This is a genomic window from Streptomyces sp. NPDC033229 (assembly GCF_055576875.1).
Map to the genome: position 1 here is coordinate 19,898 of NZ_JBVIQR010000011.1, position 23,292 is coordinate 43,189.

20 protein-coding genes are annotated in these 23,292 nt (G+C 71.4%); 9 read left to right on the forward strand and 11 right to left on the reverse strand.

All coding sequences use genetic code 11. The features are described from left to right. The first annotated feature begins 48 nt into the window (after nucleotides 1–48). A complete protein-coding gene (locus tag ACZ53N_RS12455) occupies nucleotides 49–498 on the forward strand; it encodes a MarR family winged helix-turn-helix transcriptional regulator (protein ID WP_469140826.1) in 450 nt (149 codons plus the stop codon). An 89-nt stretch (nucleotides 499–587) separates the two neighbouring features. On the opposite strand, the gene ACZ53N_RS12460 is transcribed toward ACZ53N_RS12455, so the two are convergent. Then, nucleotides 588–797 carry a hypothetical protein gene (locus ACZ53N_RS12460; RefSeq protein WP_469140827.1) on the reverse strand — a complete coding sequence of 70 codons (210 nt, stop codon included), beginning with the start codon at nucleotides 795–797 and terminating at the stop codon, nucleotides 588–590. A gap of 298 nt (nucleotides 798–1,095) precedes the next feature. Here ACZ53N_RS12460 and proP point away from each other — a divergent pair, with 298 nt between their 5' ends. Continuing rightward, the gene (gene proP, locus ACZ53N_RS12465) at nucleotides 1,096–2,616 is read left to right on the forward strand and encodes a glycine betaine/L-proline transporter ProP (RefSeq protein WP_469140962.1); all 1,521 of its coding nucleotides are present in this window, start codon (nucleotides 1,096–1,098) and stop codon (nucleotides 2,614–2,616) included. Nucleotides 2,617–2,682: 66 nt separating this feature from the next. Here proP and ACZ53N_RS12470 read toward each other — a convergent pair whose 3' ends face one another. Beyond that, complete coding sequence (locus ACZ53N_RS12470; RefSeq protein WP_469140828.1) at nucleotides 2,683–2,994, reverse strand: hypothetical protein; 312 nt, start codon at nucleotides 2,992–2,994, stop codon at nucleotides 2,683–2,685. A 227-nt stretch (nucleotides 2,995–3,221) separates the two neighbouring features. Here ACZ53N_RS12470 and ACZ53N_RS12475 point away from each other — a divergent pair, with 227 nt between their 5' ends. After that, nucleotides 3,222–5,390 carry a hypothetical protein gene (locus ACZ53N_RS12475; RefSeq protein ID WP_469140829.1) on the forward strand — a complete coding sequence of 723 codons (2,169 nt, stop codon included), beginning with the start codon at nucleotides 3,222–3,224 and terminating at the stop codon, nucleotides 5,388–5,390. A 58-nt stretch (nucleotides 5,391–5,448) separates the two neighbouring features. Here the strand turns inward: ACZ53N_RS12475 and ACZ53N_RS12480 are convergent, their stop codons facing one another. Together ACZ53N_RS12480 and ACZ53N_RS12485 are read right to left on the reverse strand one after the other, a co-directional pair. Further along, nucleotides 5,449–6,108 (reverse strand): MSMEG_1061 family FMN-dependent PPOX-type flavoprotein, encoded by a 660-nt coding sequence (locus tag ACZ53N_RS12480; RefSeq protein ID WP_469140830.1) that lies wholly within the window; start codon nucleotides 6,106–6,108, stop codon nucleotides 5,449–5,451. Nucleotides 6,109–6,271: 163 nt separating this feature from the next. After that, nucleotides 6,272–7,306, reverse strand: coding sequence for a D-alanine--D-alanine ligase family protein (locus ACZ53N_RS12485; protein WP_469140831.1), 1,035 nt, complete (start codon nucleotides 7,304–7,306; stop codon nucleotides 6,272–6,274). Nucleotides 7,307–7,420: 114 nt separating this feature from the next. Here ACZ53N_RS12485 and ACZ53N_RS12490 point away from each other — a divergent pair, with 114 nt between their 5' ends. Further along, nucleotides 7,421–7,987: a hypothetical protein gene (locus tag ACZ53N_RS12490; RefSeq protein WP_469140832.1), complete on the forward strand. Its 567-nt coding sequence runs from the start codon at nucleotides 7,421–7,423 to the stop codon at nucleotides 7,985–7,987. A 130-nt stretch (nucleotides 7,988–8,117) separates the two neighbouring features. On the opposite strand, the gene ACZ53N_RS12495 is transcribed toward ACZ53N_RS12490, so the two are convergent. Next, complete coding sequence (locus ACZ53N_RS12495) at nucleotides 8,118–10,502, reverse strand: collagenase (RefSeq protein ID WP_469140833.1); 2,385 nt, start codon at nucleotides 10,500–10,502, stop codon at nucleotides 8,118–8,120. A 230-nt stretch (nucleotides 10,503–10,732) separates the two neighbouring features. Then, nucleotides 10,733–11,698: a LysR family transcriptional regulator gene (locus ACZ53N_RS12500; RefSeq protein WP_469140834.1), complete on the reverse strand. Its 966-nt coding sequence runs from the start codon at nucleotides 11,696–11,698 to the stop codon at nucleotides 10,733–10,735. 111 nt (nucleotides 11,699–11,809) lie between these two features. Here ACZ53N_RS12500 and ACZ53N_RS12505 point away from each other — a divergent pair, with 111 nt between their 5' ends. Further along, nucleotides 11,810–13,003 carry a M6 family metalloprotease domain-containing protein gene (locus tag ACZ53N_RS12505; RefSeq protein ID WP_469140835.1) on the forward strand — a complete coding sequence of 398 codons (1,194 nt, stop codon included), beginning with the start codon at nucleotides 11,810–11,812 and terminating at the stop codon, nucleotides 13,001–13,003. 63 nt (nucleotides 13,004–13,066) lie between these two features. Here ACZ53N_RS12505 and ACZ53N_RS12510 read toward each other — a convergent pair whose 3' ends face one another. The 5 genes from ACZ53N_RS12510 to ACZ53N_RS12530 are packed head-to-tail and all read right to left on the reverse strand — an operon-like array spanning nucleotide 13,067 to nucleotide 18,750. Continuing rightward, a complete protein-coding gene (locus tag ACZ53N_RS12510) occupies nucleotides 13,067–14,047 on the reverse strand; it encodes an ABC transporter ATP-binding protein (RefSeq protein ID WP_469140836.1) in 981 nt (326 codons plus the stop codon). Continuing rightward, nucleotides 14,044–15,066: an ABC transporter ATP-binding protein gene (locus tag ACZ53N_RS12515; protein WP_469140837.1), complete on the reverse strand. Its 1,023-nt coding sequence runs from the start codon at nucleotides 15,064–15,066 to the stop codon at nucleotides 14,044–14,046. The genes ACZ53N_RS12510 and ACZ53N_RS12515 overlap by 4 nt, the downstream gene beginning before the upstream one ends. Continuing rightward, on the reverse strand, nucleotides 15,066–16,052 hold the full coding sequence (locus ACZ53N_RS12520) for an ABC transporter permease (RefSeq protein ID WP_469140838.1): 987 nt from the start codon (nucleotides 16,050–16,052) through the stop codon (nucleotides 15,066–15,068). The genes ACZ53N_RS12515 and ACZ53N_RS12520 overlap by 1 nt, the downstream gene beginning before the upstream one ends. After that, on the reverse strand, nucleotides 16,049–16,984 hold the full coding sequence (locus ACZ53N_RS12525) for an ABC transporter permease (protein ID WP_469140839.1): 936 nt from the start codon (nucleotides 16,982–16,984) through the stop codon (nucleotides 16,049–16,051). The genes ACZ53N_RS12520 and ACZ53N_RS12525 overlap by 4 nt, the downstream gene beginning before the upstream one ends. A 14-nt stretch (nucleotides 16,985–16,998) precedes the next feature. Further along, nucleotides 16,999–18,750 carry an ABC transporter substrate-binding protein gene (locus tag ACZ53N_RS12530; RefSeq protein ID WP_469140840.1) on the reverse strand — a complete coding sequence of 584 codons (1,752 nt, stop codon included), beginning with the start codon at nucleotides 18,748–18,750 and terminating at the stop codon, nucleotides 16,999–17,001. A gap of 131 nt (nucleotides 18,751–18,881) precedes the next feature. Between ACZ53N_RS12530 and ACZ53N_RS12535 the strand changes: the two genes are divergently transcribed. From ACZ53N_RS12535 to ACZ53N_RS12550, 4 genes are read left to right on the forward strand one after another with little or no spacing between them, the layout of a single operon-like run. Beyond that, nucleotides 18,882–20,252: an aminopeptidase P family protein gene (locus ACZ53N_RS12535; RefSeq protein ID WP_469140841.1), complete on the forward strand. Its 1,371-nt coding sequence runs from the start codon at nucleotides 18,882–18,884 to the stop codon at nucleotides 20,250–20,252. A 58-nt stretch (nucleotides 20,253–20,310) separates the two neighbouring features. Further along, complete coding sequence (locus ACZ53N_RS12540; protein ID WP_469140842.1) at nucleotides 20,311–21,459, forward strand: NAD(P)/FAD-dependent oxidoreductase; 1,149 nt, start codon at nucleotides 20,311–20,313, stop codon at nucleotides 21,457–21,459. 50 nt (nucleotides 21,460–21,509) lie between these two features. Next, nucleotides 21,510–21,824, forward strand: a complete 315-nt coding sequence (locus ACZ53N_RS12545; protein ID WP_469140843.1) for a (2Fe-2S)-binding protein — start codon at nucleotides 21,510–21,512, stop codon at nucleotides 21,822–21,824. Next, nucleotides 21,805–23,268, forward strand: coding sequence for an FAD/NAD(P)-dependent oxidoreductase (locus ACZ53N_RS12550; RefSeq protein ID WP_469140844.1), 1,464 nt, complete (start codon nucleotides 21,805–21,807; stop codon nucleotides 23,266–23,268). Before ACZ53N_RS12545 ends, ACZ53N_RS12550 begins: the two co-directional genes overlap by 20 nt. The last annotated feature ends 24 nt before the right edge of the window (nucleotides 23,269–23,292 follow it).

Consider the following 23,292-nt stretch of genomic DNA (forward strand, 5'->3'; position numbering starts at 1 on the left):
ACTTAATCCAGTTGTACTCTACATCTAGATAGGGAAGAGAGGCCACCCGTGTCCGACCGCGACGATTCCGTCGAGACCATCCAGCGCGAGCTGACGGCTTTCGCCCGGCGCTCCCGGGCGGCTGCCGCCCGGATGCACCCCGAGCTGTCCCTGGTCTCCTTCGCCCTCCTCGCCCACATGGAGGACCAGCACGGCTGCCGGGCCACCGACCTCGCGGACCAATTCCTGCTCAACAAGTCCACCGTCAGCCGGCAGGTCGCCGACCTCGAGCGCCTCGGCCTTGTGGAACGCCGCCCCGACCCCCGCGACCAGCGGGCGCAGATGCTGCATCTGACCGCCCGCGGCACCACCGCCCTGACGCAGGTCAGCGGCCATCGCCGCGCGGCCTTCCGGGAGCGCCTCGCCGACTGGGACGAGACCGACCTCGCGCGCTTCGCCGCCTACCTGCTGCGCTACAACACGTCCTGGCCGGCGGTCGGCGGCAGCTCGCGCGCCTGACGACAACGCGGCGCCCGCGGCGGGGTGCGCGGCTTTGCTCCCGGCCGGTCCTTCCCCGCGTCACGACTTCCGGCTATTCCTTCCCCGCGTCACGACCAGACGCCGGGACCCCCGCCCTGCCAGTCGATCAGCCCCGTGTCCTCGAGTCGCACCTCGTCCTTCGGCACGCCGGCCCGGCGCATGAACTCGTAGAGGTCGATCACCCCGTACGCGGTGCCCAGGACCTCCCGGCCGACCGTCACCTGCCGGCCACCCGACGGAGACGGCGGGTGGACGACGATCCGCACATGTCCTGGCATGGTTCCAGCCTCCGTCCGCGGTGGCCAGGACGCATCCCGAGAGCGGCCTCCGGGCACGGCCCTAGCGCTTCCCCTTGCACGGGTCCGGCGTGACGGGCGGGTCATGGGCCTGTCGGGGGCCGAACAAGGTTCAATGCATAAACCGCAAGATACGGCCCATGAGTACATGAACGCCCCAGGAGCCCCAGCGCCTGGACCCCCGACCCACCGGCAGGTGACCGTGAGCGCCGATCGCAAGAAGACCCCGAAGTCCGGGCGGACCACCCCCTCGCGCGGAGGCGCGGTGGCCACCGACCGGATGCTCCGCACCCTGCTGCGGCGCCGCAAAAAATCGCTGAACATCGAGGACGTCACGGTCACCGACCGCCCCGAGGTCCGGCGCGCGGTGCTGGCCGCCGCGCTGGGCAACATGATGGAGTGGTTCGACTTCGGGGTGTACGCCTATATGGCGGTCACCCTGGGCAAGGTCTTCTTCCCCTCCAGCTCGTCCGGCGCACAGGTCATCTCCACCTTCGCCACCTTCGCGGCCGCGTTCCTCGTCCGGCCCCTCGGTGGTGTCGTCTTCGGGCCGCTGGGTGACCGCATCGGACGCCAGCGGGTGCTCGCCGCCACGATGATCATGATGGCGGTGAGCACCTTCGCCGTCGGTTTCCTGCCGGGCTACGCGACGGCCGGATTCGTCGCTCCCGTGCTGTTGCTCGTCTGCCGTCTGGTGCAGGGCTTCTCCACGGGCGGTGAGTACGCCGGAGCCACCACGTACATCGCCGAGTACGCACCCGACACCCGCCGCGGGTTCCTGGGCAGTTGGCTCGACTTCGGAACGTTCGTCGGCTACGCGCTCGGGTCGGGGCTGGTGACGGTGCTCACCGCGGTGCTCGGTACCGACGGCATGACCGACTGGGGGTGGCGCCTGCCCTTCCTGGTCGCCGGGCCCCTCGGGCTGATCGGCCTGTACATGCGGATGCGGCTCGAGGAGACGCCCGCCTTCCGCGCGGAGACCGAGGCGGCGCAGGCGCGGTCGTCGCTCACCGCCGGCTCCCACGAGGAGGAGGTCGAGCAGGCACGCCAGTCCGGCCACGGACGGCTGAAGGAAATCTTCACCCGGCACTGGGAGGCCGTGCTGATCTGCATGGGGCTGGTGGTCGTCTACAACGTGACCAGCTACATGGTCACTTCCTACCTGCCGACGTACATGACCGAAACACTCGGCAAGGACGCCACGACCGCCCAGCTGCTGATCCTCGGCACCATGATTCTGGTGGCCCTGACCATCACGGTCGTGGGACGCTCCTCCGACGTCTGGGGGCGCAGGCCGATGTTCATGGCGGGCAGTGCCGCCCTGATCGCCCTCGCCGTCCCCTCGATGCTGCTGGTCCGCGCGGACGGGGCCCTGCTTCCGGCGTTCGGCTGCCTGATTCTCGGCCTGCTGCTGGTGTGTTTCGCGGGCACCGCGGCCGCGACGCTGCCGGCGCTCTTCCCGACCCGGCTGCGCTACGGGGCGCTGTCCGTCTCGTACAACATCTCCGTGTCGCTCTTCGGCGGCACCACTCCCCTGGCGGTGTCCGCTCTCCTCGAAACGACCGACAACGACATGATCCCCGCGTATTACCTGATGGCCGCGGGTGCGATCGGGCTCGTTTCGGCGTTCTTCCTCCATGAGACGGCGGGCAAGCCGCTGCGGGGCTCCGGGCCGATGGTGGAGACGCCCGAACAGGCCCGGCTGCTGGTCGCCGACAGCCGGACCGAGGCCGGTCGTCGTGCCAGGGACATCTGGGTGCGCCTGCGGCACCCGGGCCACCGTCATGACGACGAGCGCTGAGCGAAGTTAGGTGTTCAGCCACACCGACGTCCGGGGGGAGAGAACCGGCATCGGACGTCGCGTAGGTCAGTCCTGTCGCTCGAAGGTGACGACGCACCCGTCCGGGGCGGTGACGGTGAACCGGCCGCCGGCGACCTCGACCGGGTAGCGGACGAGTTCGTCGCTGGATGTGCTCATCACCAGCGTCGAGTCGTCCGGCATCTGGGCCGTGCCCACGTCCCACACCGGCAGCCCCTGGTCGGGGTCGCGGGTGCCGAGGTACCGGGTCCCCGGACCGATGGTGAGTGCGGCCGGGTATCGCCGAGCGCACTCGGAGTCGGAGATACGACGCCAGCGGCCCGAGACGAGCCGTGGCTCTGAAGCGCCCGGATCCGTCATAGTGCGGACGATTATAGGCGGTTCGCCGACGCGAGGCCGGCGCCGCTCTCCCTGTTGCCGCGCTCTCTTCTCCATGTTGCCGCGCTCCCTCTCGGGGCGCAGGCTGAGTCGGGAGAAGTCTCTGCCGTGTCCGGCCCGCGCGTCCGGGGCCGGAGGGGGGCGGGGATCGGTACGGACAGGGACGGTGTCCACCCTGTGTACGACCGTATCGGCCCCAGGAGGACTTCATGTGTGACCGCGCACGACAGACGTCCGACATCGACGAGCACCTGTTGCCCAACAGCGCCGACATGGTTCCGCCCGGGGTCCCGGTCGCCGTCCCCCTCACGGTCGAGGACGAGCCGGCGGGGGCACCGGGCGCATCCGGAACGAACGCCGACGCGCCCGGCCCGCAACCGGGGCCGCCGCCATGCCGACCGGACTTTCGCGACGGCTGCTACCAGATCACGATCCGCCCGACCCTGGGCTCCTTCCAGAGCACCGTCGGTACGTTGCGGGTCGACCGGGAGGCCCCGGCCGCCGGGCCGGACGGGGTGATCATCAGCGGTGACCTGTACCGGCAGCCGCCCCCCGTGGCACAACCGGTCGCGGACGACCCGGGGTCGTCGTCCCTGTCCGGTGCCGCGCCCGACCAGGAGGGCCCGGTGATCCGTGGCACCCCCGGCGAATCCGTCGCCGCCGCGGCCAGTCGGGCGGACGGGCCGGTCCCCTTCCCGCGCCGGCGCATCCCGATCTTCCCGCGGGGCCAATACCGTGCGTATCTCAAGGGCACACGCCTGGTGGTACCGAGCGTCTCCCTGCCGGGACAACCGTGTCAGGTCACCCTCGACGTGGACGAGTTCGCCTACACGCAGCCACCGGCGGGTTCGTTCCAGGGGGCGTTCCTCAGCTCACCCGGCCGGTCGCTGAGATTCGTCCTCAACCAGGTGCCGGGCGCCTTCCCCTCCCCGGTCTCCCCCGGGCCCCGGTTCGAGGGCCGCGTCCTCGAAGGCGGCGTCGACCAAGGTTCGGTGACCCTGACCTGGGTGTCGAGCTTCCTGCGCCGCGCCGTACTCGAGATCGACACCCTCAACGGGGCCGTCGCACCCGTCCCGGTCCCCGACCCGGCAGGCACCGGGACGGAGTTCTTCGACACCGTCTACGCGAAGGCACGCTGGCAGCTGACCATCGACCGCGTCGAAGCGCAGACCGACATCCCGGTACCCTCGGGCGTCGATCCCGTCGCCTGCTGGTCGCCTGCCGACCTGCACGCGCTCATGGCGAGCGTGCGCAAGGCCGGCACTGATCTGGACGCCGAGTGGCGCACGCACCTCGTGGTCGTCCCGGCCACCATGGGCTGCTCCCGCGGGCAGATGTACGACCAGATCGGGGTCCCGCGCGAGGGATCCGCCAGCTTCAGCGACGACGGCTACCCGAGCAACAGCTCCCCGAACTTCGGAGCGGCGGCGAACCAGCGGCAACGCAACGTGCCGCGTGCCTATCTCCGGTCGGCGACCCACGAGGTGACCCACGCCTTCAACCAGATCCACCAGGAGACCGAGACCGCCCCGGACAACTCGATCATGACCACCACGCCGAGCGTGGCCGACGTCCTGGGCGGCCCCACGACCGGTGCACCCGGGGTGTTCCCGGACCAGATCAACCTCGGCTTCAACACCACGGTGCGCAACCATCTGGCCCACATGCCCGACCCGGTGGTGCGCCCCGGCGGCTGGCCGTTCAGCAGCTGGTTCCCCGCCGGTGCCCCGCAGGCGTCCGACCGCAACCTCTTCTACGCGAGCGAGCTGGAGTTCGAGGTCAGCGCCGAGACCGATCGCGCGCCCCTGGGCGCACCCGTCACCGTCTCGTGGAAGCTGACCAACACCTCCGACGCCGACCTGCTGGTCCCCGACGACCTCCGCATGGAGGCGCTGTACACCAGCATGTCGAGTCTCGACGAGAGCGGCGAGGAGAGGCCGGTCCGCCCCTTCGTCATCACCTGTGAGGAAGCGAAGCTGGCCCCGCTGGAGCCGGGCGGCTCCCTGGAAGCCGACTACCGCGTGTTCTGGAGCTCCGACGGTTTCCCGCTCGAACGACCGGGCCGGCACACGGTGACGGTGACGGTCGCGTGGTCGGCGGGCGGTGTGCCGGTCGGGGTGACCGGCAGCTGCGACATCTGGGTGAACCGTCCCACGTCCGACGCCGAGAACCGGGACGCCGCCCTGGCCATGCACCCCGACGTAGGCAAGTGGGTCGTGCTCGGAGGCGGGGCCTACCACCTGAAGGAAGCGGTCGCCCGGCTGCGCACGCTGGACGGCGGCGGCAGGCGGAGCATGAACGAGGACGCGGGCGAGCGGTCGCGGGTCGCGGACACGTTCAGCGATATGGAACTGATGCCGGACGGCCGGACGGCATGACCCGGGCCGGTGCGCCGGCACGAGCGTGTCCGGCGGCGGATCCCGGGGCCCGGGTTCCCTATGCGTAGCGGTACTTGAGGGAATCCTCCTCGGCCCGCCGCACGTCCTCGACGGTGATGTCGGGCATCCGCAACTGAGCGTGCGTCACTTCCGCGGAGGACGGCTGGGCATCAGGAGCGAGCCACTCCTCGGGCTTCCAGGCCGAGCCGCGCAACAGGGCCTTGGGACAGTGCGGATACACCTCGTCGATCTCCACCACCAGCGCGCTGACCGGCCGCTTGCCCACCGCGGTGAGCCGGTCGAGCAGCTCGGGCCGGGCGGAGACACACGCCCGGCCGTTCACCCGGAGCGTGGATGTGCGGCCGGGGATGACGAAGAGCAGGCCGACGTGGCCGTTCTCCAGCACGTTCAGCATGCTGTCGAGGCGCTTGTTGCCGGTGGCGTCGGGGATGACGAGGGTCCGCTCGTCGAGCACGGCCACAAAGCCGGCCGGGCCGCCGCGCGGGGTCGAGTCGCAGCGGCCGTCGGCGTCGGCCGTCGCGACGAAGACCAAGGAGGAAAGGCCCACCAACTGCCGTGTCTCGTCGGTGAGGTGCCCCGTTTCCTTGCGGATGGCGGCGGCGCCCGGCATCTCGTACAGCGAACGCAGGCCCGCGACGTCTCGTACGGCATCCTTGCGCAGCTCGTCGAACAGGCTGGTGGTGACGGCGTCAGTCATGAATCGCACCCTAGGACATGCCTTCGAGCCTGCCCAGTCAAGGCCTCTGTGACCTCCGTCGGCGGAGAGCGTCGTGCGGACGGGGTCGGGCGCCGGCCCCGGTCCGGCCCCGCAGCGGGCCCGGGCGGTCACCCCTGGGCAGCGCTCGACCCGGGTGGGCGCGTCACGTCGCGAGGTCCACGATGCGCTGGATCAGGTCGGGGTAGGCCCAGTCGGCCCCGGCCGCCGCGAGCGGCAGCAGGCTCGTCGCCGTCAGGCCCGGCAGCGTGTTCACTTCCAGGCACATCGGCTCGCCGTCGGCGTCGCAGCGGAAGTCGGTGCGCGAGTACGCGTCAGAGCCGAACCCCAGGGCATCGTGCGCGCGCAGCGCCAACGCCTGCAGCCGGGACGCGAAGTCGGCGGGGACCCGCGCCGGACACACTTCGCCGACCGCGCCGGGCTGGTACTTGGCGGTGTAGTCGAACATCGGCGTCGTCAGCTCGATCTCGACCACGGGAAGCGCCTGGCCGCCGACCACGGCCACGGTGAACTCCCGCCCCGGAAGGAACGGCTCCACCAGCAGCTCGACATCACCGGAGTGCACCTCGGCCGCGACCTGTGCCAACTGCGACAGGGAGTCGACGCGGTGGACCGACACACTCGAACCGTCCGCGACCGGCTTGGCCACCACCGGGCCGGCCGCCACCAGCCGCCGCACGTCCTGCGGCACCTCACGCACCCCCGGCCGCCACAGCACCCGCTCGGCCACCGGCACGCCTGCCGCACCCAGCACCGCCTGCGCCCGCCCCTTGTGCCACGCCGCCGCACAGACCGCGCTGTCCGCACCGGTGAACCGCACGCCGGCCATCTCCAGCAGCGCCTGCACATGCCCGTCCTCGCCCCAGCCGCCGTGCAGCGCCAGGAACACCAGCTCCGCGCCGCGCAGCAGCTGAAGCACCGGACCGCCGGTCAGGGCGGCGTGCATGCGTCCCCGCAACAGCTGCCGTTCCGCCTGGGACGGCGGCTCCTTCCCGACCGCGACCGCCTCGACCACATCACCGGGTCGCAGCGGCCCGGCCAGGACCGGCTCCGCGGCGGCCGGGTCGACCAGCACCACTTCGTGTTCCCGCTCGAGCAGGGCCCGGGCAACCGACCGGCCCGAGGCCAGTGAGACGTCTCGCTCCGGGCTCTCTCCACCGCACAAGATCACAATTCGCATACCGGGATTCTGCCGCACTCCCCCTCCGGCCCGCGCTCGTGCCCGCACCGGGCGAGCCGGGTCGGCCGCGGGCCGGAGAGCGCCCGGTCCGACCCGGGGCCGTACGGTGGCGGGGTGACTGACACCGTCGAGGCCATCGAGGCCGCTCTCCGCCAGCGGGCATGGGTCCCGACCGAGAACGAACAGGCACTGGGCGGGGAATTCCTCTTCCGCCGTGGTGAACTGCAAAAGCACCCGCGTCCGGCGATGCCCCCGCGACCGGAGCCGTGGGGGCCGTGGACGACGCAGTACCTGGCCTGGCTCGCGGACCTGGTGAGCATGGCGGACGCCCTCGTGGACCAGTGGCGGACCCGGTCCCCGCTCGAGAGCCCCATGGTGACGCTCCTCGGTGCCCACGTCGCCCCGGCGCGTCCCTTCGGCCCGCTCGCCCACCACCTGGAGCGGGCGTGGCTGACCGACCCGCCCGTCCTGCCCACGCCGGACGAGATCACGCACCACGCCGGGCGGCACGGGTGTTCCCGGGAGGAGGCCGAGCGGACCCTGGGCGACCGTGCGGTCAAGGCATGGGAGGACGGCTGTCTGCCGGTCGTCGCGCGGAGGCAGATCGACGACGTCACACGCAGCATGATCAACACTGGCTCGGTGCTCGCCACAGCCGTGATCGGTGACGCGGGCCACTGACGGTTCACACCCTGCCCCCACTCCTCACAGGTGCAGGGCCCGGCGGAACGCCGGTCCCCACACCTGTGTTCATGCCCGCTGTGACGCATCTCCGGTCGGGTGACGCGCCTGGAGCACAAGGGGGGTTCCGTCAGCCGCGGAGGGGGCCTTCGCAGGTGAAGTCCGCCGAGCCCGCGGGACGGCCGTTCCAGAGGTCGACCTTGCCGAAGGAGCAGTTCATGTCGGCGAAGTTGTTGGTGCCCTTCTTCGTCCGCTCGAGAATGAAGTAGTCGACCGTGTCGGACATGTCCTTGAAGACCAGGTCGGCGTTGCCCGGGCTGCTGAGGTTGGCGGTGATGCGGCCCGTGCATATGAAGCGGGGGCGCTGCGGGTCGCCGTTGGCGCGGCAGTCGGGCCTGTTGCCGGTCGTGGCGGCGAACGACGCGCGGACCGTGGCGGGGTGTCCGGCGTCCAGCCCGCCGACGGGCGTGAACGTGGTGTTCGGCACGTAGAGGTCCTTGACCTTGGCGATCTGCCGGTCCAGGAACGTGTCGTACGCGCGCTGCAGGTTCGCGTCCCTGCCGAGACGGTTGCGCCAGGCGTCGAAGCCGGCCGGGTCGTCGGCCCGGGTGTAGCCGTACATCTCCTTGAGCAGCGAGGGGCGTTCACTCCAGAGGAACTCGAAGAACGTTCCGGCGTAGGAGTAGAAACGGAAGCCGTCCCTGTCGTACTCCGCGTGCAGCAGCTGGTCGACGCTCATGCGCGGCTTGCCGCCGGCCGTATCGTTGATGATGCTCTGCACCAGCGACTTGCGGACCTTGATGCCGTCGCCACGGGAGGCGCCGTCGAAGAACTCCGCCGTGCCCTCGTCCATCGCGGTGGTGCGGTCGCCCTGGTACCACGACCCCTCGCCGAAGAGGCCCGGCACCGCCCAGCGGCCGTTGAGGTAGTGCGTGTACTCGTGGCGGAACAGCTCCTCCAACGTGAGGGTCGAGTCCTGCGGGACCCGGCGCTCGTAGGTGTAGAAGGTGGCGCCGTTCTCGATGTAGATGCCGCCGTTGTTGGTGCCCATGCCCGTCAGCAGCGGGTGGTAGATCTCGTAGTCGGAGCGCGAGGCGTACAGCACGATGTTCAGGCTGGTGTTGGTGTCGCCCGCCAACGGCTGCTCGGTGCCCAGGACGCGGTGGAATTGCGCCTTGACCTGCTTGCTCGCGTAGTACAGCCGGTCGACGGTGGTCCGGGCGAGTGCGGTGCGGACCTTGATGGCGCCGTTGTCGTAGGTGTAGGTGTAGGGGAAGATGCGGCGCTCGATGTCCGCCTTGCACACCCCGTACTGTTTGCACGCGTCATACGTGTTGAGCCAGCCGACGACCTTGCCCCACGGCTCGCTGCCTTCGCCGAAGTTCCGCACGGTGGTGCTCAGCAGGCCGCCGAGGGCGGCGGTGATCTCGTTCTTGAGTGCGTCGACCTGACCGAGCCGGCCGTATTCGCTGACGCCGTCGCGGGCCACCCAGGCATTGGCCGTGCCCTTGAGGTGGGTGTGGTCGGCGAATGCCTTGAGGGCCGCGCGGTAGGAGGGGTCGGCCGTCACCGCGGCGTGGAAGGCGCTGTCGTGGTTGCCCGGGTAGACGCCCAGGTAGTTGACGGAGAGGGCGGCGAGGGCGGCACCGGCCCAGGAGGTGTCCCGCGCGGTCGCGGGGTGGGCCGCGTCCATGGTGGCCAGGACGCGCTTCATCAGCGGGAGCTGGTGCTGGCGCAGACCGGGCGAGCTCGCCGCGTAGAGGGCCTCGCGCAGGGACTCGGCGTTGGTGCGGGTGACGTCGAAGGTACGGGCGGCCGAGCCGAAGGAGTGCACCGCGCGGCGCATGGCCTCCACGGTCGGTGCGTCGGTGATGTCGATCTCGTCGCGCGAGAAGTCGTGGTAGGCGACGGCGTGGAGGTAGGTGAACATCTCCAGCAGGTGACTGTCGTTCTTCCCGTCGTGCGCGGCGGCCAGGCTCTCGATCCGGCGGGAGACGGCCTGGACGTGCGCCTTCGACATGACCGGGACCAGCCGCTGGTCCCAGGTCCACAGGATGTCGCGCAGGCAGCCGTCGGCGGTGACGGCCCGGTCGGCGAGGAAGTCGGCGAACTGCTCGGGGCCGAGCCCGGTGACGCCGTCGAGCGTGCAGGGAACCGCGGTGCTCCCGACGACGGCCGTGGGAGCGGGGGACGTTGACTTCCCCTTGCCCTGGTCGGCCTTGCCCTGGCCGGCCTTCGGCTTGTCGGTGCGCAGGCCCGGCACGCGCCCGTCGGTGAGGCCGCCCGGCGCGGTCGGGGACTGGATGGCGGGCCGGGGGGCCTTGGCCAGTCGGGTGACCTCGTCAAAGGGGTTCGGCGTGGGGGTGTCCGGGCGCGTGGTCGCCGCGGGAGCCGCCGCGGCGGAGGACGCGGGCGAGGAGGAGTCCGCGTAGCCGGGCTGGACGGCGGTGGCGCAGAGCGTCGCGGCTATCGCGGCGGTGAGCAGGGATCTGCGCAGGGTTGTGGACTGGTACACCGATGACTCCTGTGTGGGAGGTGTGGAGTGAAGCCGCACGCGAAGCAGGACGGCGTGCGTGCTGATGACGGCGCGGCGGTGCTTCAGCCGCCTTCCGACAGGCGGTACGTGGGGGACTGCTGCGGCGCCATGTGATGTGTAACGTAGTAATGTGAAATGTTACTGACAAGCCCTCAGAGACCTTGATTTTCGGTGAACATCAAGCGGATGACTGAACTCCGCAAGCGCTGTCAGTCGGTCAACCGTGCCGACCCCGGGTGGCGTGCGCGCCACCGCGCGTACGCCGGACTGGCCGCGCAGGTGGACAGGTATCCCTCCCCCACCCTGCGGACGATCTCGTCGCCGTAGGGGGCGAGCGGCCCCTCGCGGTGCCAGGCCAGAACGTGGCGGTACCAGAGCGGATTGCCGGACAGGGGGCGGACGGCGGTGCCCGGGGCCTCGGTGAAGGTGGCCTGGCAGAGGCTCACGGCCAGTCCCGACCGCACGAGTTCCACCAGCTGCCGCCCCTCCGCCTCGTAAGGAGCACGTGGTTGACGCCCCGTCAGGGCGAACGCGGCCGACCAGTACTCCCGGGTCCGGTCGCCGTCGGACCGGGGCACGGCCCAGTCCTCCTCGAGGAGACGGTTCAGGCCAACCTCCGCCCGCGCGGCCAGCGGATGGGAGGACGGCAGCAGGGCGAAGACCGGTTCGGTGACCAGCGGGCGCAGCTCGACGACGCCGTCGGGCTTCAGCTCCCGGCCGGGGTTGTCACCGAGGACCGCGGCTTCCAGGCGCTCCGCGACGAGATCGTCGAGGAGCGGCACCGGGGAGTTCCGGCAGCGTGCGGTCACTGCGACGCCGGGCAGTGTCTCGCGGATCGCCAGGATCAGATGGCCGAGCAGCGGGGCGCCCACCGAGCCGACGCGGACCCGGTCCCGCGTGGCCTGGCGGCGGGTGGCGCGGGCGGTGTCGGCCAGCAGGCCGTCGACACCCGGCAGGATGGACCGGGCCCGCGCGAGCACCAGTTCACCGAAGCCCGTGGCCACCACGCCGGCGTGCCGACGGTCGAAGAGGGCCCCGCCGAGCATCGTCTCGATGCGCCGCAGCTGGGCGCTGAGTGCCGGCTGGGACATCCGCAGTACCGACGCGGCACGGGTCAGGCTGCCGGCGTCCTCGATCGCGCACACCACCCGCAGGTGCCGTAGCTCAAGCTCCATGGCGCGGATGTTATGGACCGGCGTGAGCTTCCGAACAGCCCACGGCCGCAGCACTCTTGTGCGAAGGATCACAGGTCCGACGACGGAGGGTCGCGTGCAGCCATGAGGAAAATGCCGCCTTCGAGGCCGGTGGTGCCGGCCCTGCTGTCGACGGTGCTCGCCGTCGTGCTGCTCCTTTGTACGCCGCCCGCCTGGGCGGGACACAGTACGGAGGTGCGCGACAAGCCGTTCGCGTGCGCCCTGCCCGGCGCCACCGGCTGGACCGACGCGGGTCACGACACCGACCACTCCGTCTTCAAGCGCCCCACCGGGATCGTCGGGATCGCCGTGATTTTCGTGGACTTCCCCGACGCGCCCGCCACCGAGTCCCCGGCCTCCGACAGCGCCCGGATCGCCCCCGGCGCGGACTGGGTGAGGCAGGCGTCCTACGGCAGGACGCGGCTGTCCCTCGCCGAGCACCGGCGATGGGCGCGCATGCCGCACCGCTCCACGGACTACGGCTTCGCCCGCGGACTCAGCCACGAGACGCACGAGGCCTACCTCAAGGACGCCGTGACCGCCGCCGACCCGTACGTGGACTTCTCCCGCTACGACATGGTGTACGTGGTGCCCACCCGCAACGCCTCGGCCCTCTCCTTCACCCCGACCTATATCCACGAGCCAGGCACGGCGGGCGTGGTCGCCGACGGCAGGCGCGTGGCGTGGGCGGTGACGTTCGGTCAGGACATGTGGCACTGGGACCACCGGCTGGTGGGCCACGAGACCGCGCACGCCTTCGGTCTGCCCGATCTCTACGCCTTCGACGCGGGCGGCGACACCCACCGCTTCACCGGCGGCTGGGACGTGATGGGTCTGATCGGCGGGGCCGGCTCGCAGTACTTCGCCTGGCAGTCGTGGAAGCTCGGCTGGACGCACGACAGCCAGGTCCTCTGCCGGGCGTCGCGGGGCCGCGACACGGTCCGGCTGACCGCGGTCGAGTACGGCGGCGGCACGAAGATGGCCGTGATACGCACCGGCCCGACGACCGCCTACGTCGTCGAGTCACGGCGGGCGGTGCGGGCGGACGCGCGAGCCTGCGCGACCGGCGCCCTGGTCTACCGGGTGGACTCGTCCGTACCGACCGGCAAGGGACCGATCCGGGTGATGGACGCCGAACCCGAGACCGCCCCCGCGAGCGGCTGCCGGCCGCTGGACGACGCGCCCTACCGGGGGGGCCGGTCGTTCACCGACTCCGCCGCCGGCGTCCGCATCGACGTCCTGAGCTCCGATCACCACGGCGAGATCGTCCGCGTCACCAAATCATGACGCCGTGCACGCGCCCGCGTCCCCGGGCCCGGCGGGCCCGGGGCGCGAGGCGTGCCCGGGCGCTCAGGGTTCCTCGGGGAAGTGGCAGGCCACCTCCCGCGCCTCGCCCGGTACCGCGATCCGCAACAGCGGGGCCTCGCTCCGGCAGATCTCCCGCGCCTTGGGGCAGCGCGGATGAAAGGTGCAGCCGGGCGGGGGTGCGGCCGGGCTCGGCGGGTCGCCGAGCAGGGTGATCCGCTCCCGCTCGCGTTCGGCGGCCGGGTCGGGCAGCGGGACGGCGGAGAGCAGGGCGCGCGTGTACGGATGGGCCGGGGCCGCGTACACCCGTTCCTTGTCGCCGACTTCGACGATCCGTCCGAGGTACATCACGGCCACCCGGTCGCACACCCGCTTGACCACCGACAGGTCGTGGGCGATGAACAGGTAGGCGAGCCCCAGCTCCCGTTGCAGCCGTTCCATCAGGTTGACGATCTGGGCCTGTACGGAGACGTCGAGGGCCGAGACCGGCTCGTCGGCGACGATCAGACGGGGGCCGGTGGCGAGGGAGCGGGCGATGCCGATGCGCTGTGCCTGCCCGCCGGAGAACTCGTGCGGGTAGCGGTCGATGTGCTCGGGGATGAGGCCCACGAGTGCCATCAGCTCCGCCGCCCGTTCGCGCGCCCGTGTCGCCGAATGCCCCTGTACCAGCAGCGGGTCGGCGATGATCCGGGCCACGGTCTGGCGCGGGTTGAGGGAGGAGTGCGGGTCCTGGAAGACCATTTGCAGGTCCCGGCGGAGCGGTTTGAGGTCGCGCTGCCGCAGACGGCTGATGTCGCGGCCGTCGTAGGTGATCGATCCCGCGGTCGGTTCCAGGAGCCGTACGATCATGCGGCCGGTGGTGGACTTTCCGCAGCCGGACTCGCCGACCAACCCCAGGGTCTCGCCCGCCGCCACGTCGAAGGAGACGCCGTCGACGGCCCGCACGGGAGCCGAGCGGCCCCGTTTGCCCGGGAAGGTCATGCTCACGTCCCGGACGGAGAGCAGGGGTTCGGCCGTCGCGGTCATCGGGTGCCTCCGCACGGGTGGGCAGCGGTGTGCAGGGACAGGTGGCAGGCGACCAGGTGGTCACGCGAGGGGGTGAGCTCGGGCCTGGTCCCCGTGCAGCGGGCGCGGTCGGCCGGCGGCGCGGCCGCCGCGCGTGGACAGCGCGGTGCGAAGGCACACCCCGGGGCGGGTGTGAGCAGGGAGGGCGGGCTGCCCGGAATGGCTCGCAGCGGCTGGTCGTCGCCGTCGTCGAGGCGGGGCAGGGAGTCGAGCAGACCCCGTGTGTAGGGGTGGGCCGGTTCGGCGAACAGGGCGTCCACCGGAGCCTGTTCCGCCGCCCGGCCGCCGTACATCACCAGCACGTCCTGGGCGACGCGGGCGACGACGCCCAGGTCGTGCGTGATCATGACGACGGCGAGACCGCGCTGCTCCTGCAGGCGGGCGATCAGCTCCAGGATCTGCGCCTGGACGGTGACGTCGAGGGCGGTGGTCGGCTCGTCGGCGATGAGCAGCTCGGGTTCGCAGGCGAGTGCCATGGCGATCATGACGCGCTGGCGCATGCCACCGGAGAACTGGTGGGGGTACTCCCCCGCCCGGCGCGCGGGCTCCGGAATGCCGACCTCGCCGAGCATGTCGACGGCCCGTCTGCGGGCCGCCGCGCGGCGGGAGCCGAAGTGGACGCGGTGGTGTTCGGCGATCTGCTCGCCGACGGTGTAGTAGGGGTGGAGGCTGGAGAGCGGATCCTGGAAGATCATCGCCATCCGGCGCCCGCGCAGTCGGCGCAGTTCCCGTTCGGGGAAGCCCACAAGTTCCCGGCCGTCGAGGGTGATGGAGCCGGTGACCTCGGCCTCGGTGTGCAGGCCCATGATCGCCATGGAGGTGACGGACTTGCCGGAGCCGGATTCGCCGACGATGCCCAGGGTTCGGCCGCGGTGCACCGTCAGGGCCAGGGAGTCCACCACCCGTGCGGGGCCGTGCTTGGTGGGGAAGGTGACGGTGAGGTCCCGCACGTCGAGCAGGGGTGGCTGTTCAGCGGTCATCAGTACCTCACTCGCGGGTCGACGACGGCGTAGAGCAGGTCGACGGCCAGGTTGGCGACGACGATGAAGGCGGCGGCCAGCAGGGTGACGCCGAGGATGACGGGCTGGTCGCCGGTGGACAGCGCGCCGTAGAAGAGCCGTCCGATGCCCGGGAGCCCGAAGATGGACTCGGTGATGACCGCGCCGGCGAGCAGTCCGCCGAGGTCCATGCCGAAGAGGGTGAGGATCGGGGTCATGCCCGCCCGCAGTCCGTGTTTGACGACGACGGTGCGGCGCGGCAGGCCCTTGGCGCGGGCGGTGCGGATGTAGGGCTCCGCCATGGTCTCGATCATCGAATTGCGGCTCTGGCGCGCGTACATCGCGGCGTACAGCACGGCCAGCGCCAGCCAGGGCAGGAGCAGGTTCGACGCCCAGTCCAGCGGGTCGTGGCCGAAGGGGACGTAACTCGGGTAGGGCAGCAGTCCGGCCACCCGGATGAGGCCGTAGATGAGCATCATCGAGGTGAAGTAGACCGGCAGGGAGGCGGCGGCGACGGCGCCGACCATCAGGGCACGGTCGGTGAGGGAGTCCTTGTGCAGCGCCGCGGTGACCCCGGCCGTGAGTCCGAGCAGCAGCCAGAGCACGGCCGCGCCCAGGGCGAGGGACGCCGAGACCGGCAGGCGGTCCATGAGCAGGTCCCAGACGGCCTGGGAGTTCTCGTACGAGTAGCCGAGGCAGGGGAAGTCGCAGTGCAGGGCGTACTGGCCGCTGCCCACGGTCCGGCCGGCGAAGATGCCGGTGACGAAGTCCGCGAACTGCCGCCACAGGGGCTGGTCGAGGCCCATGTGGGTGCGGATCGCGGTCAGTCGTTCCGCGCTGCACGACTTGCCGCAGGCGGCGGCCGCGGGGTCGGAGGGCAGCACGTAGAAGATGGTGAAGGTGACGGCGGCGATGGCGATGAGCACCCCGATGACACCGAGGAGCCGGCGGCCGATGTAGAGGATCATGCGCGGCCGCTCCTGGGGTCGAGGACGTCGCGCAGCGCGTCGCCGAGCAGGGTGAAGGCGAGCACCGTCAGGAACAGGCAGGTGCTCGGGATGACGAAGTACATGGGGTCGGTGTCGTAGAAGGCGACGCTCTCGGCGATCATCTGCCCCCAGGAGGGGGTGGGCGGCCGGACCCCGACGCCCAGATAGCTCAGGGCCGCCTCGGTGGCGATCATGCCGGGGATGATGAGGGTGGTGTAGGCGATGACGGGCCCGAGGACGCCGGGGAGGATGTCGCGGGTGAGGATGCGCCAGGGCCCGGAGCCGCCGACGCGGGCGGCGTCGACGTACTCGCGGTGTTTGAGGGAGAGGGTCTGGCCGCGGACGACGCGGGCGATGCCGGGCCAGCCGAACAGCCCGATGACGGCGGTCATCAGCACGATCCGGTTGACGTCCTTCGCCACCGACATCATCGCGATCATGAAGATGAGGGAGGGGAAGGACATGGTGAGATCCATCAGGCGGGAGAGGACGGTGTCGGTGCGGCCGCCGAAGTAGCCCGCCGCGATGCCGGCCGCGGTTCCGGCGACGACGACGATCGCCGTGGCGGTCAGGGCGATGAGGAGCGACACCTGGGCGCCGTGGACGACGCGGGCGAAGAGGTCGCGGCCGGTGACGGGTTCCACGCCGAGCCAGTGGTCGGCGGAGATACCGCCGAGCGGGCCGAGGGGCTGGCCGCCGAGGTAGGGGTCGACGGCGCTCTTGTCGAACTCCTCGGGTGTCCAGCCGGCGAGTGAGCTCAGCAGCGGGGCACCCGCGGCCATGAACAGGAAGAGGGCGACGACCAGGAGCGAGATCCGTACGGAGGCGCGACGGCGCAGTTCGGCGCGGGCGAGCCGCCAGGGGCCGCTGCCCGAGGGGATGCCGGCCGCGGGGGGTGCGGTGGTGGTCATGGGGGTACCGGCCCTCAGCCCTGGCTCTTGGCGGGGTCCTTGAGGCCGACCGTGGCGTAGTCGATCTGGCCGCCGAAGGACGTGTGCCCGTAGGCGCCGGCGATGTTGGTGCCGAGGACCAGCGGCCACCGCCGGATCAGCACCGGCACGGTCGGGGCCTTGGCGAGGATCTCGCCGTCCAGCCGCTGCCAGGCCCGGCCGGCCTCCTTGGCGTCCGTCATGGCCGCGATCTCGTCCATCCGCTTCATGGTCGCGTCGTCGCGGAAGAGCGAGTGGTTGCCGGAGTTGCCCTTCTCCTTGATGAAGCGGGCGTCGAAGACGAAGGGCAGGAAGGTGGAGCCGGAGGGGTAGTCGGGGCACCAGCCGGTGTAGACCATGTCGGTGCGGTTCTTGGTGTCGCCGATGGTGGCGTAGAACGCGGACGGGTCGACGGTCTCGATGGTGACCTTGATGCCGGCCCGGCCCAGGGACTGCTGGATCGCCTCGGCCCGGCCCTTGTCCCCCGACGAGACCGTGATCTTGGTGGACAGGCCGGCCGGCTTTCCGGCTTCCTTCAGCAGTTGTTTCGCCTTCGCCGTGTCGCCCGTGGCGGGGATCTTCAGGGTGTCGGGCTGCTTGCCGCCGAACAGCGCGGCCGGCATGTACGCGGTCGACAGGTCGTTGAAGGCGGGGCCGCCGGAGGAGGTCAGGACGGCGTCCCGGTCGAGTGCGTACTGCACCGCCTGACGTACCTTCACGTCGTTGAAGGGGGCGCGGCCGGTGTGCATCTGGACCATGTCCGTGCAGTTGGTGGATTCGGCCAGGAGCCGCTTTCTCACCTCGGCCTTGGGCAGCACCTTGGCGGCACTCTCCGGCCGCAGGGCGCCCCAGGAGACGGCGGAGGCATCGGCGCCCTGGCTCGCTATGAGCCGGTCGTCGATCTGGTTGGCCTTGAGTCCCATGACGACGACCAGCTTGTCCGGGTACGCCTTGCGCACCTCGTCGGTCTTCGGGTCCCACTTGTCGTTGCGTACGAGGACGAGCTTCTTGCCCCGGTCGTAGGACTCGATCTTGTAGGGCCCCGAGGAGAAGGGCCGGTTGTCATAGCGCGGGCCCTTGTCCTGGCCTTGCGGTACGGGGGCGAAGGTCGGCATCACCGTGGCGTTGGGGAACTCGGCGAAGGGCTTGTTCAGTTCGAAGACGATGGTGTGGTCGTCGGGGGTCTTGATGGAGTCCAGGTGTTTGCCCTGGGTGGGGCCCTGGTAGCCCCCGGCGCCGGCGAGGTAGCGGGCCGCGTAGTCGGCGCCGCCGGGGAGATCAGGGGAGAAGGACCGTTCCACGTTGTATTTGACGTCCCGCGCGGTGACGGGTGAGCCGTCCTCGTATGTCACCCCCCGCTTGAGGTGGAACGTCCAGGTCCTGGCTCCGTTGGAGGGGGTGCCCAGGTCGGTGGCCAGGTCGGGGACCAGTTGATTGCCCTGAGTCCCAGGGGCCGCCTTGTACGTCACCAGGGTCCGGTAGAGCAGCCGGGTCCCGAAGTCCATGTCGTTCATGACCCAGTTGCGGGCCGGGTCGAGGTGGGTGAAGTCCTGGTTGGACAGCACGGTGAGCGTGCCGCCCTTCTGCGGGGCGCCGCCGATCACGGAGCCCTCGCCCGCGGCGGCGGGATTCTTGCCGGCGTTCCTGCCGTCATCTCCCGCCTGCTTCCCGCCGGAACACCCGGCCGCTGTGAGTGCGAGGGGGGCCGCCAGTACGGCGGCGAGGACGGTACGGGTGCGCTTGTTCATCAGTGGTCACTCCGTGAACAGTCGAACAGTCGGACGCAGACTGAAATGTGACCCGTAACATAGTAATGTGAAATTGCACTGACAAGGTGTCAGCCTCTCCGTTATCCACCTGTGTCCGAGGAGGAGTCCCCATGAACGAACCAGCGGTCGCCGCGCTCCGCACGGTCAGTCACGACCTGCCCGTTTCACCGGAGTTGGCGGCCTTCATGGCCGGCGGCTGGGCGGCCACCCCGCTGCCCGGTGAGATCCGGCTGCCCGTGGCGGACCTCACCGCCACACGCCGGAAGAGGCTTTCCGCGCTCTTCCCGGGCGAGCGGCTGATCGTGCCCGCCGGGGAACTGAAGGTCCGCTCCAACGACTGCGACCACCGCTTCCGTCCGCACAGCGCCTACGCGTGGCTGACCGGTCTGACCGGCGAGGAGCAGGCCGGTCATGTGCTCGTCCTGGAACCGGACGGCCCGCACCGGCACGAGGCGGTGCTCTACGTGCGCCCGCGCTCCCCGCGTGACGGCGCGGAGTTCTACCGCGACCGGCGCTACGGCGAGTTCTGGGTCGGCCCGCGCCCCGACCTCGGCGAGGCGGAGCGCATGACCGGCATCCGCTGCGCTCACAGGGACGCCTACGGTCAACTCCCGCCCGGGCGCGACGCGTCCCACGATCCCGAGCTCGCCACCGCCCTGAGCGAGCTGCGGCTGGTCAAGGACGCTTGGGAGGTCGAACAACTGCAACTGGCCGTGGATCACACCACCGCCGGCTTCACGGACGTCGTGCGGGCGCTGCCCCACGCGCTGGCACACCCGCGCGGCGAACGGTGGATCGAGGGCGTCTTCGCCCTGCGCGCCCGCGCGGAGGGCAACGGCACCGGCTACGAGACCATCGCCGCCTCGGGCGCACACGCGTGCGTACTGCACTGGATACGCAACGACGGACGGCTGGACGCCGGCGAACTGCTGCTCCTGGACGCCGGCGTGGAGACCGACACCCTCTACACCGCCGACATCACCCGCACTCTGCCGCTGTCCGGGCGCTTCTCGCCCGTCCAGCGCCAGGTCTACGAACTCGTCCTCGCCGCCCAGGAGGCGGGCATCGCCGCGCTCAAGCCGGGTGCGAGCTTCCGCGACTTCCACCGGGCCGGCATGCGGGTGATCGCGGAGGGGCTCGCCGAGTGGGGCGTCCTGCAGAGCGCCGAAGGCGAGCTCCACCGCCGCTACACCCTGTGCAGCAGCGGGCACATGCTCGGTCTCGACGTCCACGACTGCGCCCGCGCACGGGCGGACGCCTACCTCGACGGCGTCCTGGAGGAGGGGCAGGTGCTCACCGTCGAACCCGGGCTCTACCTCCAGAGCGACGACGAGACGCTGCCGGCCGCACTGCGCGGCATCGGGGTGCGCGTCGAGGACGATCTGGTGATCACCGCCGACGGGGCGCGGCTGATGTCCGGAGCACTGCCCCGGACCCCGGACGCGATCGAGTCGTGGATGGGCGAACTGATGGAAGGGTGAGAAGAGTTATCCGAGGACGACCCTTGGCAGCGGTAGTGCAATGTGAAATATTACTGCCGTGCCCACCAGAAACTCCTCGGACGTCATCGTCGTCGGAGCGGGCGTGGTCGGCGCCGCCTGCGCCTACTACGCCGCCCGCTCCGGCCTCTCCGTCACCGTGATCGACCGTGGTTCCGTCGCGGGCGGGACCACGGGGGCCGGCGAGGGCAACCTGCTGGTCTCCGACAAGGCGCCCGGCCCCGAGCTCGATCTGGCCCTGCTCTCCACGCGCTTGTGGCGGGAGCTGTCCGAACAGCTACCGGCGCGCATCGAGTTCGAGGCGAAGGGCGGCCTGGTCGTCGCCTCCGACGACGCGGGGACGGCCGCGCTGCGGGACTTCGCCGCGGCGCAGGCCAAGGCGGGCGTCCAGGCCGACGAGGTCCCCGCTCCCGTGCTGCGCGAGCTGGAACCGCACCTCTCCCCCGCCCTCGCCGGCGGCTTCCACTACCCCCAGGACGCCCAGGTCCAACCCGCCCTCGCCGCCGCCCACCTGCTGCGTGCCTCGGGCGCCCGCGTCCGCACCGGCGAGGAGGTCACCGCGATCCTCACCGGGCCGGGCGGTGAGGTGAGGGGCGTACGGACACCGGCCGGTGACGTGCACGCGCCGTACGTGGTGAACGCGGCCGGCACCTGGGGCGGCGAACTGGCCCGGCTCGCCGACTCGTTCCTGCCCGTCCTGCCGCGCCGGGGCTTCGTGCTCGTCACCGAACCGCTGCCGCGCGTCGTGCGGCACAAGGTGTACGCGGCGGACTACGTCGCCGATGTGGCGAGCGGCTCGGCGGCCCTGCAGACCTCGGCCGTGGTCGAGGGCACCCCGGCGGGCCCGGTCCTGATCGGCGCCAGCCGTGAACGGGTCGGCTTCGACCGCACCCTGTCGACGGAAGTCCTCCGACGCCTCGCCGAAGGGGCCACCACCCTGTTCCCGGTGCTGGCCAAGGCGCGGGCGATACGGACCTACACGGGGTTCCGCCCGTACCTGCCCGACCATCTGCCCGCGATCGGAAGCGACCCCCGCGTGTCCGGGCTGCTGCACGCCTGCGGCCACGAAGGCGCGGGGATCGGCCTCGCCCCCGCCACCGGTCTGATCGTCGCCCGGCTGATGACGGGTGACGATCCGCCGATGGACGTAGGACCGTTCCTTCCCGGCCGGTTCGCGTCCGCCGACTGACCTCATTGCGTCTGTTCCCGTTCCCGTCTCGTCCCGAGAGGAGGCCCGCAGTGGCCCGTACCCCCGTCGGCCTGGTCGGGGCGGAGCCCGGTCCGCCGTTCGAGATCACCTTCGACGGCCGTACGGTCGCCGCCCTGCCCGGCCAGTCCATCGCCGCCGCCCTGTGGGGGGCAGGCATCCTCGCCTGGCGCACCACGCGCGAAGGCGGCCGCCCGCGTGGGGCGTTCTGTGGCATCGGGCAGTGCTACGACTGCCTCGCCACCGTCAACGGGGAGCCCAACCGAAGGGCCTGCCTGGTGCCCGCCCGGCCCGGCGACGCGATCACCACCCAGGAAGGACACGGCCATGCCGAGCTCAGCGTCTGAGCCGTACGACCTCGCGGTGATCGGTGCGGGGGCGGCCGGTCTCGCGGGCGCCGGGGCCGCTGCCCGCCTCGGCCTGTCCGTCGCGCTCCTGGACGCCTCCGGGCAACCCGGCGGCCAGTACTTCCGCCACCCCGCCCCGGCCGCGCGCGCCCGGCGGCCACAGGCCCTGCACCACGACTGGTCCGCCTTCACCCGACTGCGTCGGGACGTGGAGGCCGACGGCATCGACCACCTCACGTTCCACCACGTCTGGAGCGTGACCCGGGAGAGCGACGCCCTGTGGAACGCGCACGCCCTCACCGGAGCCGACGGCGACGGCGACCGCCCGGTCCGCGTGCGGGCCCGCGCGATCCTGCTCGCGACCGGCGCCTTTGAGCGGCAACTGCCCTTCCCCGGCTGGACACTGCCCGGCGTCGTGGGCGCCGGAGGCGCGCAGGCGATGCTCAAGTCGGGGCTCGTCCTGCCGGGCAAACGGATCGTCGTCGCGGGCAGCGGACCGCTGCTGCTCGCCGTCGCCTCCTCGCTCGCGGGGGCGGGCGCGGACGTCCCCGTCGTCGTCGAGGCCTCCGGCTACCTCGGCTACGCCCGGCATCCGCGGGCGCTGGCCACCAACCCGCACAAGCTCCTCGAAGCCGCCGTGCACGGCTCGGCGCTGCTGCGCCACCGGGTCGCGCTGCGGACCCGCAGCGCGGTCACCGAGGTGCACGGCACCGACCGGGTGGAGGCCGTCACGGTCTGCCGCGTCGACCGTCACTGGCGGCCGGTGCCGGGCACGGGCCGCCGGATCGCCTGCGACGCGCTGGCCGTGGGGCACGGACTGATACCGCAGACCGAGCTCGTCACCGGGCTCGGCTGCGCGACCCACCGCACACCGGACGGAACGTACGCCCTCACCCTGGACGACCTCCAGGAGACCTCGGTCGCGGGCCTGTGGGCCGCCGGGGAGACCGGTGGGACCGGCGGCTGGCAGCTGGCCCGCACCGAAGGCGAGCTGGCGGGCGTCGCCGTGGCCGCCCGGCTGCGCGACGAGCCGACGCTCACCGGCACCGGCCGCGTGCGGAAGCTGCGCCGCCGCCGCGGCCGTCTGCGTGCCTTCGCCGACGCCATGGCCGCCGCCCACTCCCCCGGGGCCGACTGGAGCGACTGGCTCACCGACGACACGGACGTCTGCCGCTGCGAAGAGGTGACCGCGGGCCGGATCCACGAAGCGGTCACCTGCTTCGGCGCCCATGACGCGCGCACCGTCAAGCTCCTCACCCGTGCGGGCATGGGCTGGTGCCAGGGGCGGATGTGCGCGACGGCCGTGGCCTGCCTCGCCGACGGCGGTACAGCGCAGGGGACCGTACCGCCGTCGGCCGAGCGCAGGCCGCTCGCCGTACCCGTCCCCCTCGGGGTGCTGGGCGCGCTCGAAGCCCCGCCGTCCACCGAAGAGAGCGCCGGCTGACCACCGGCCCCACCGTTTTCGACT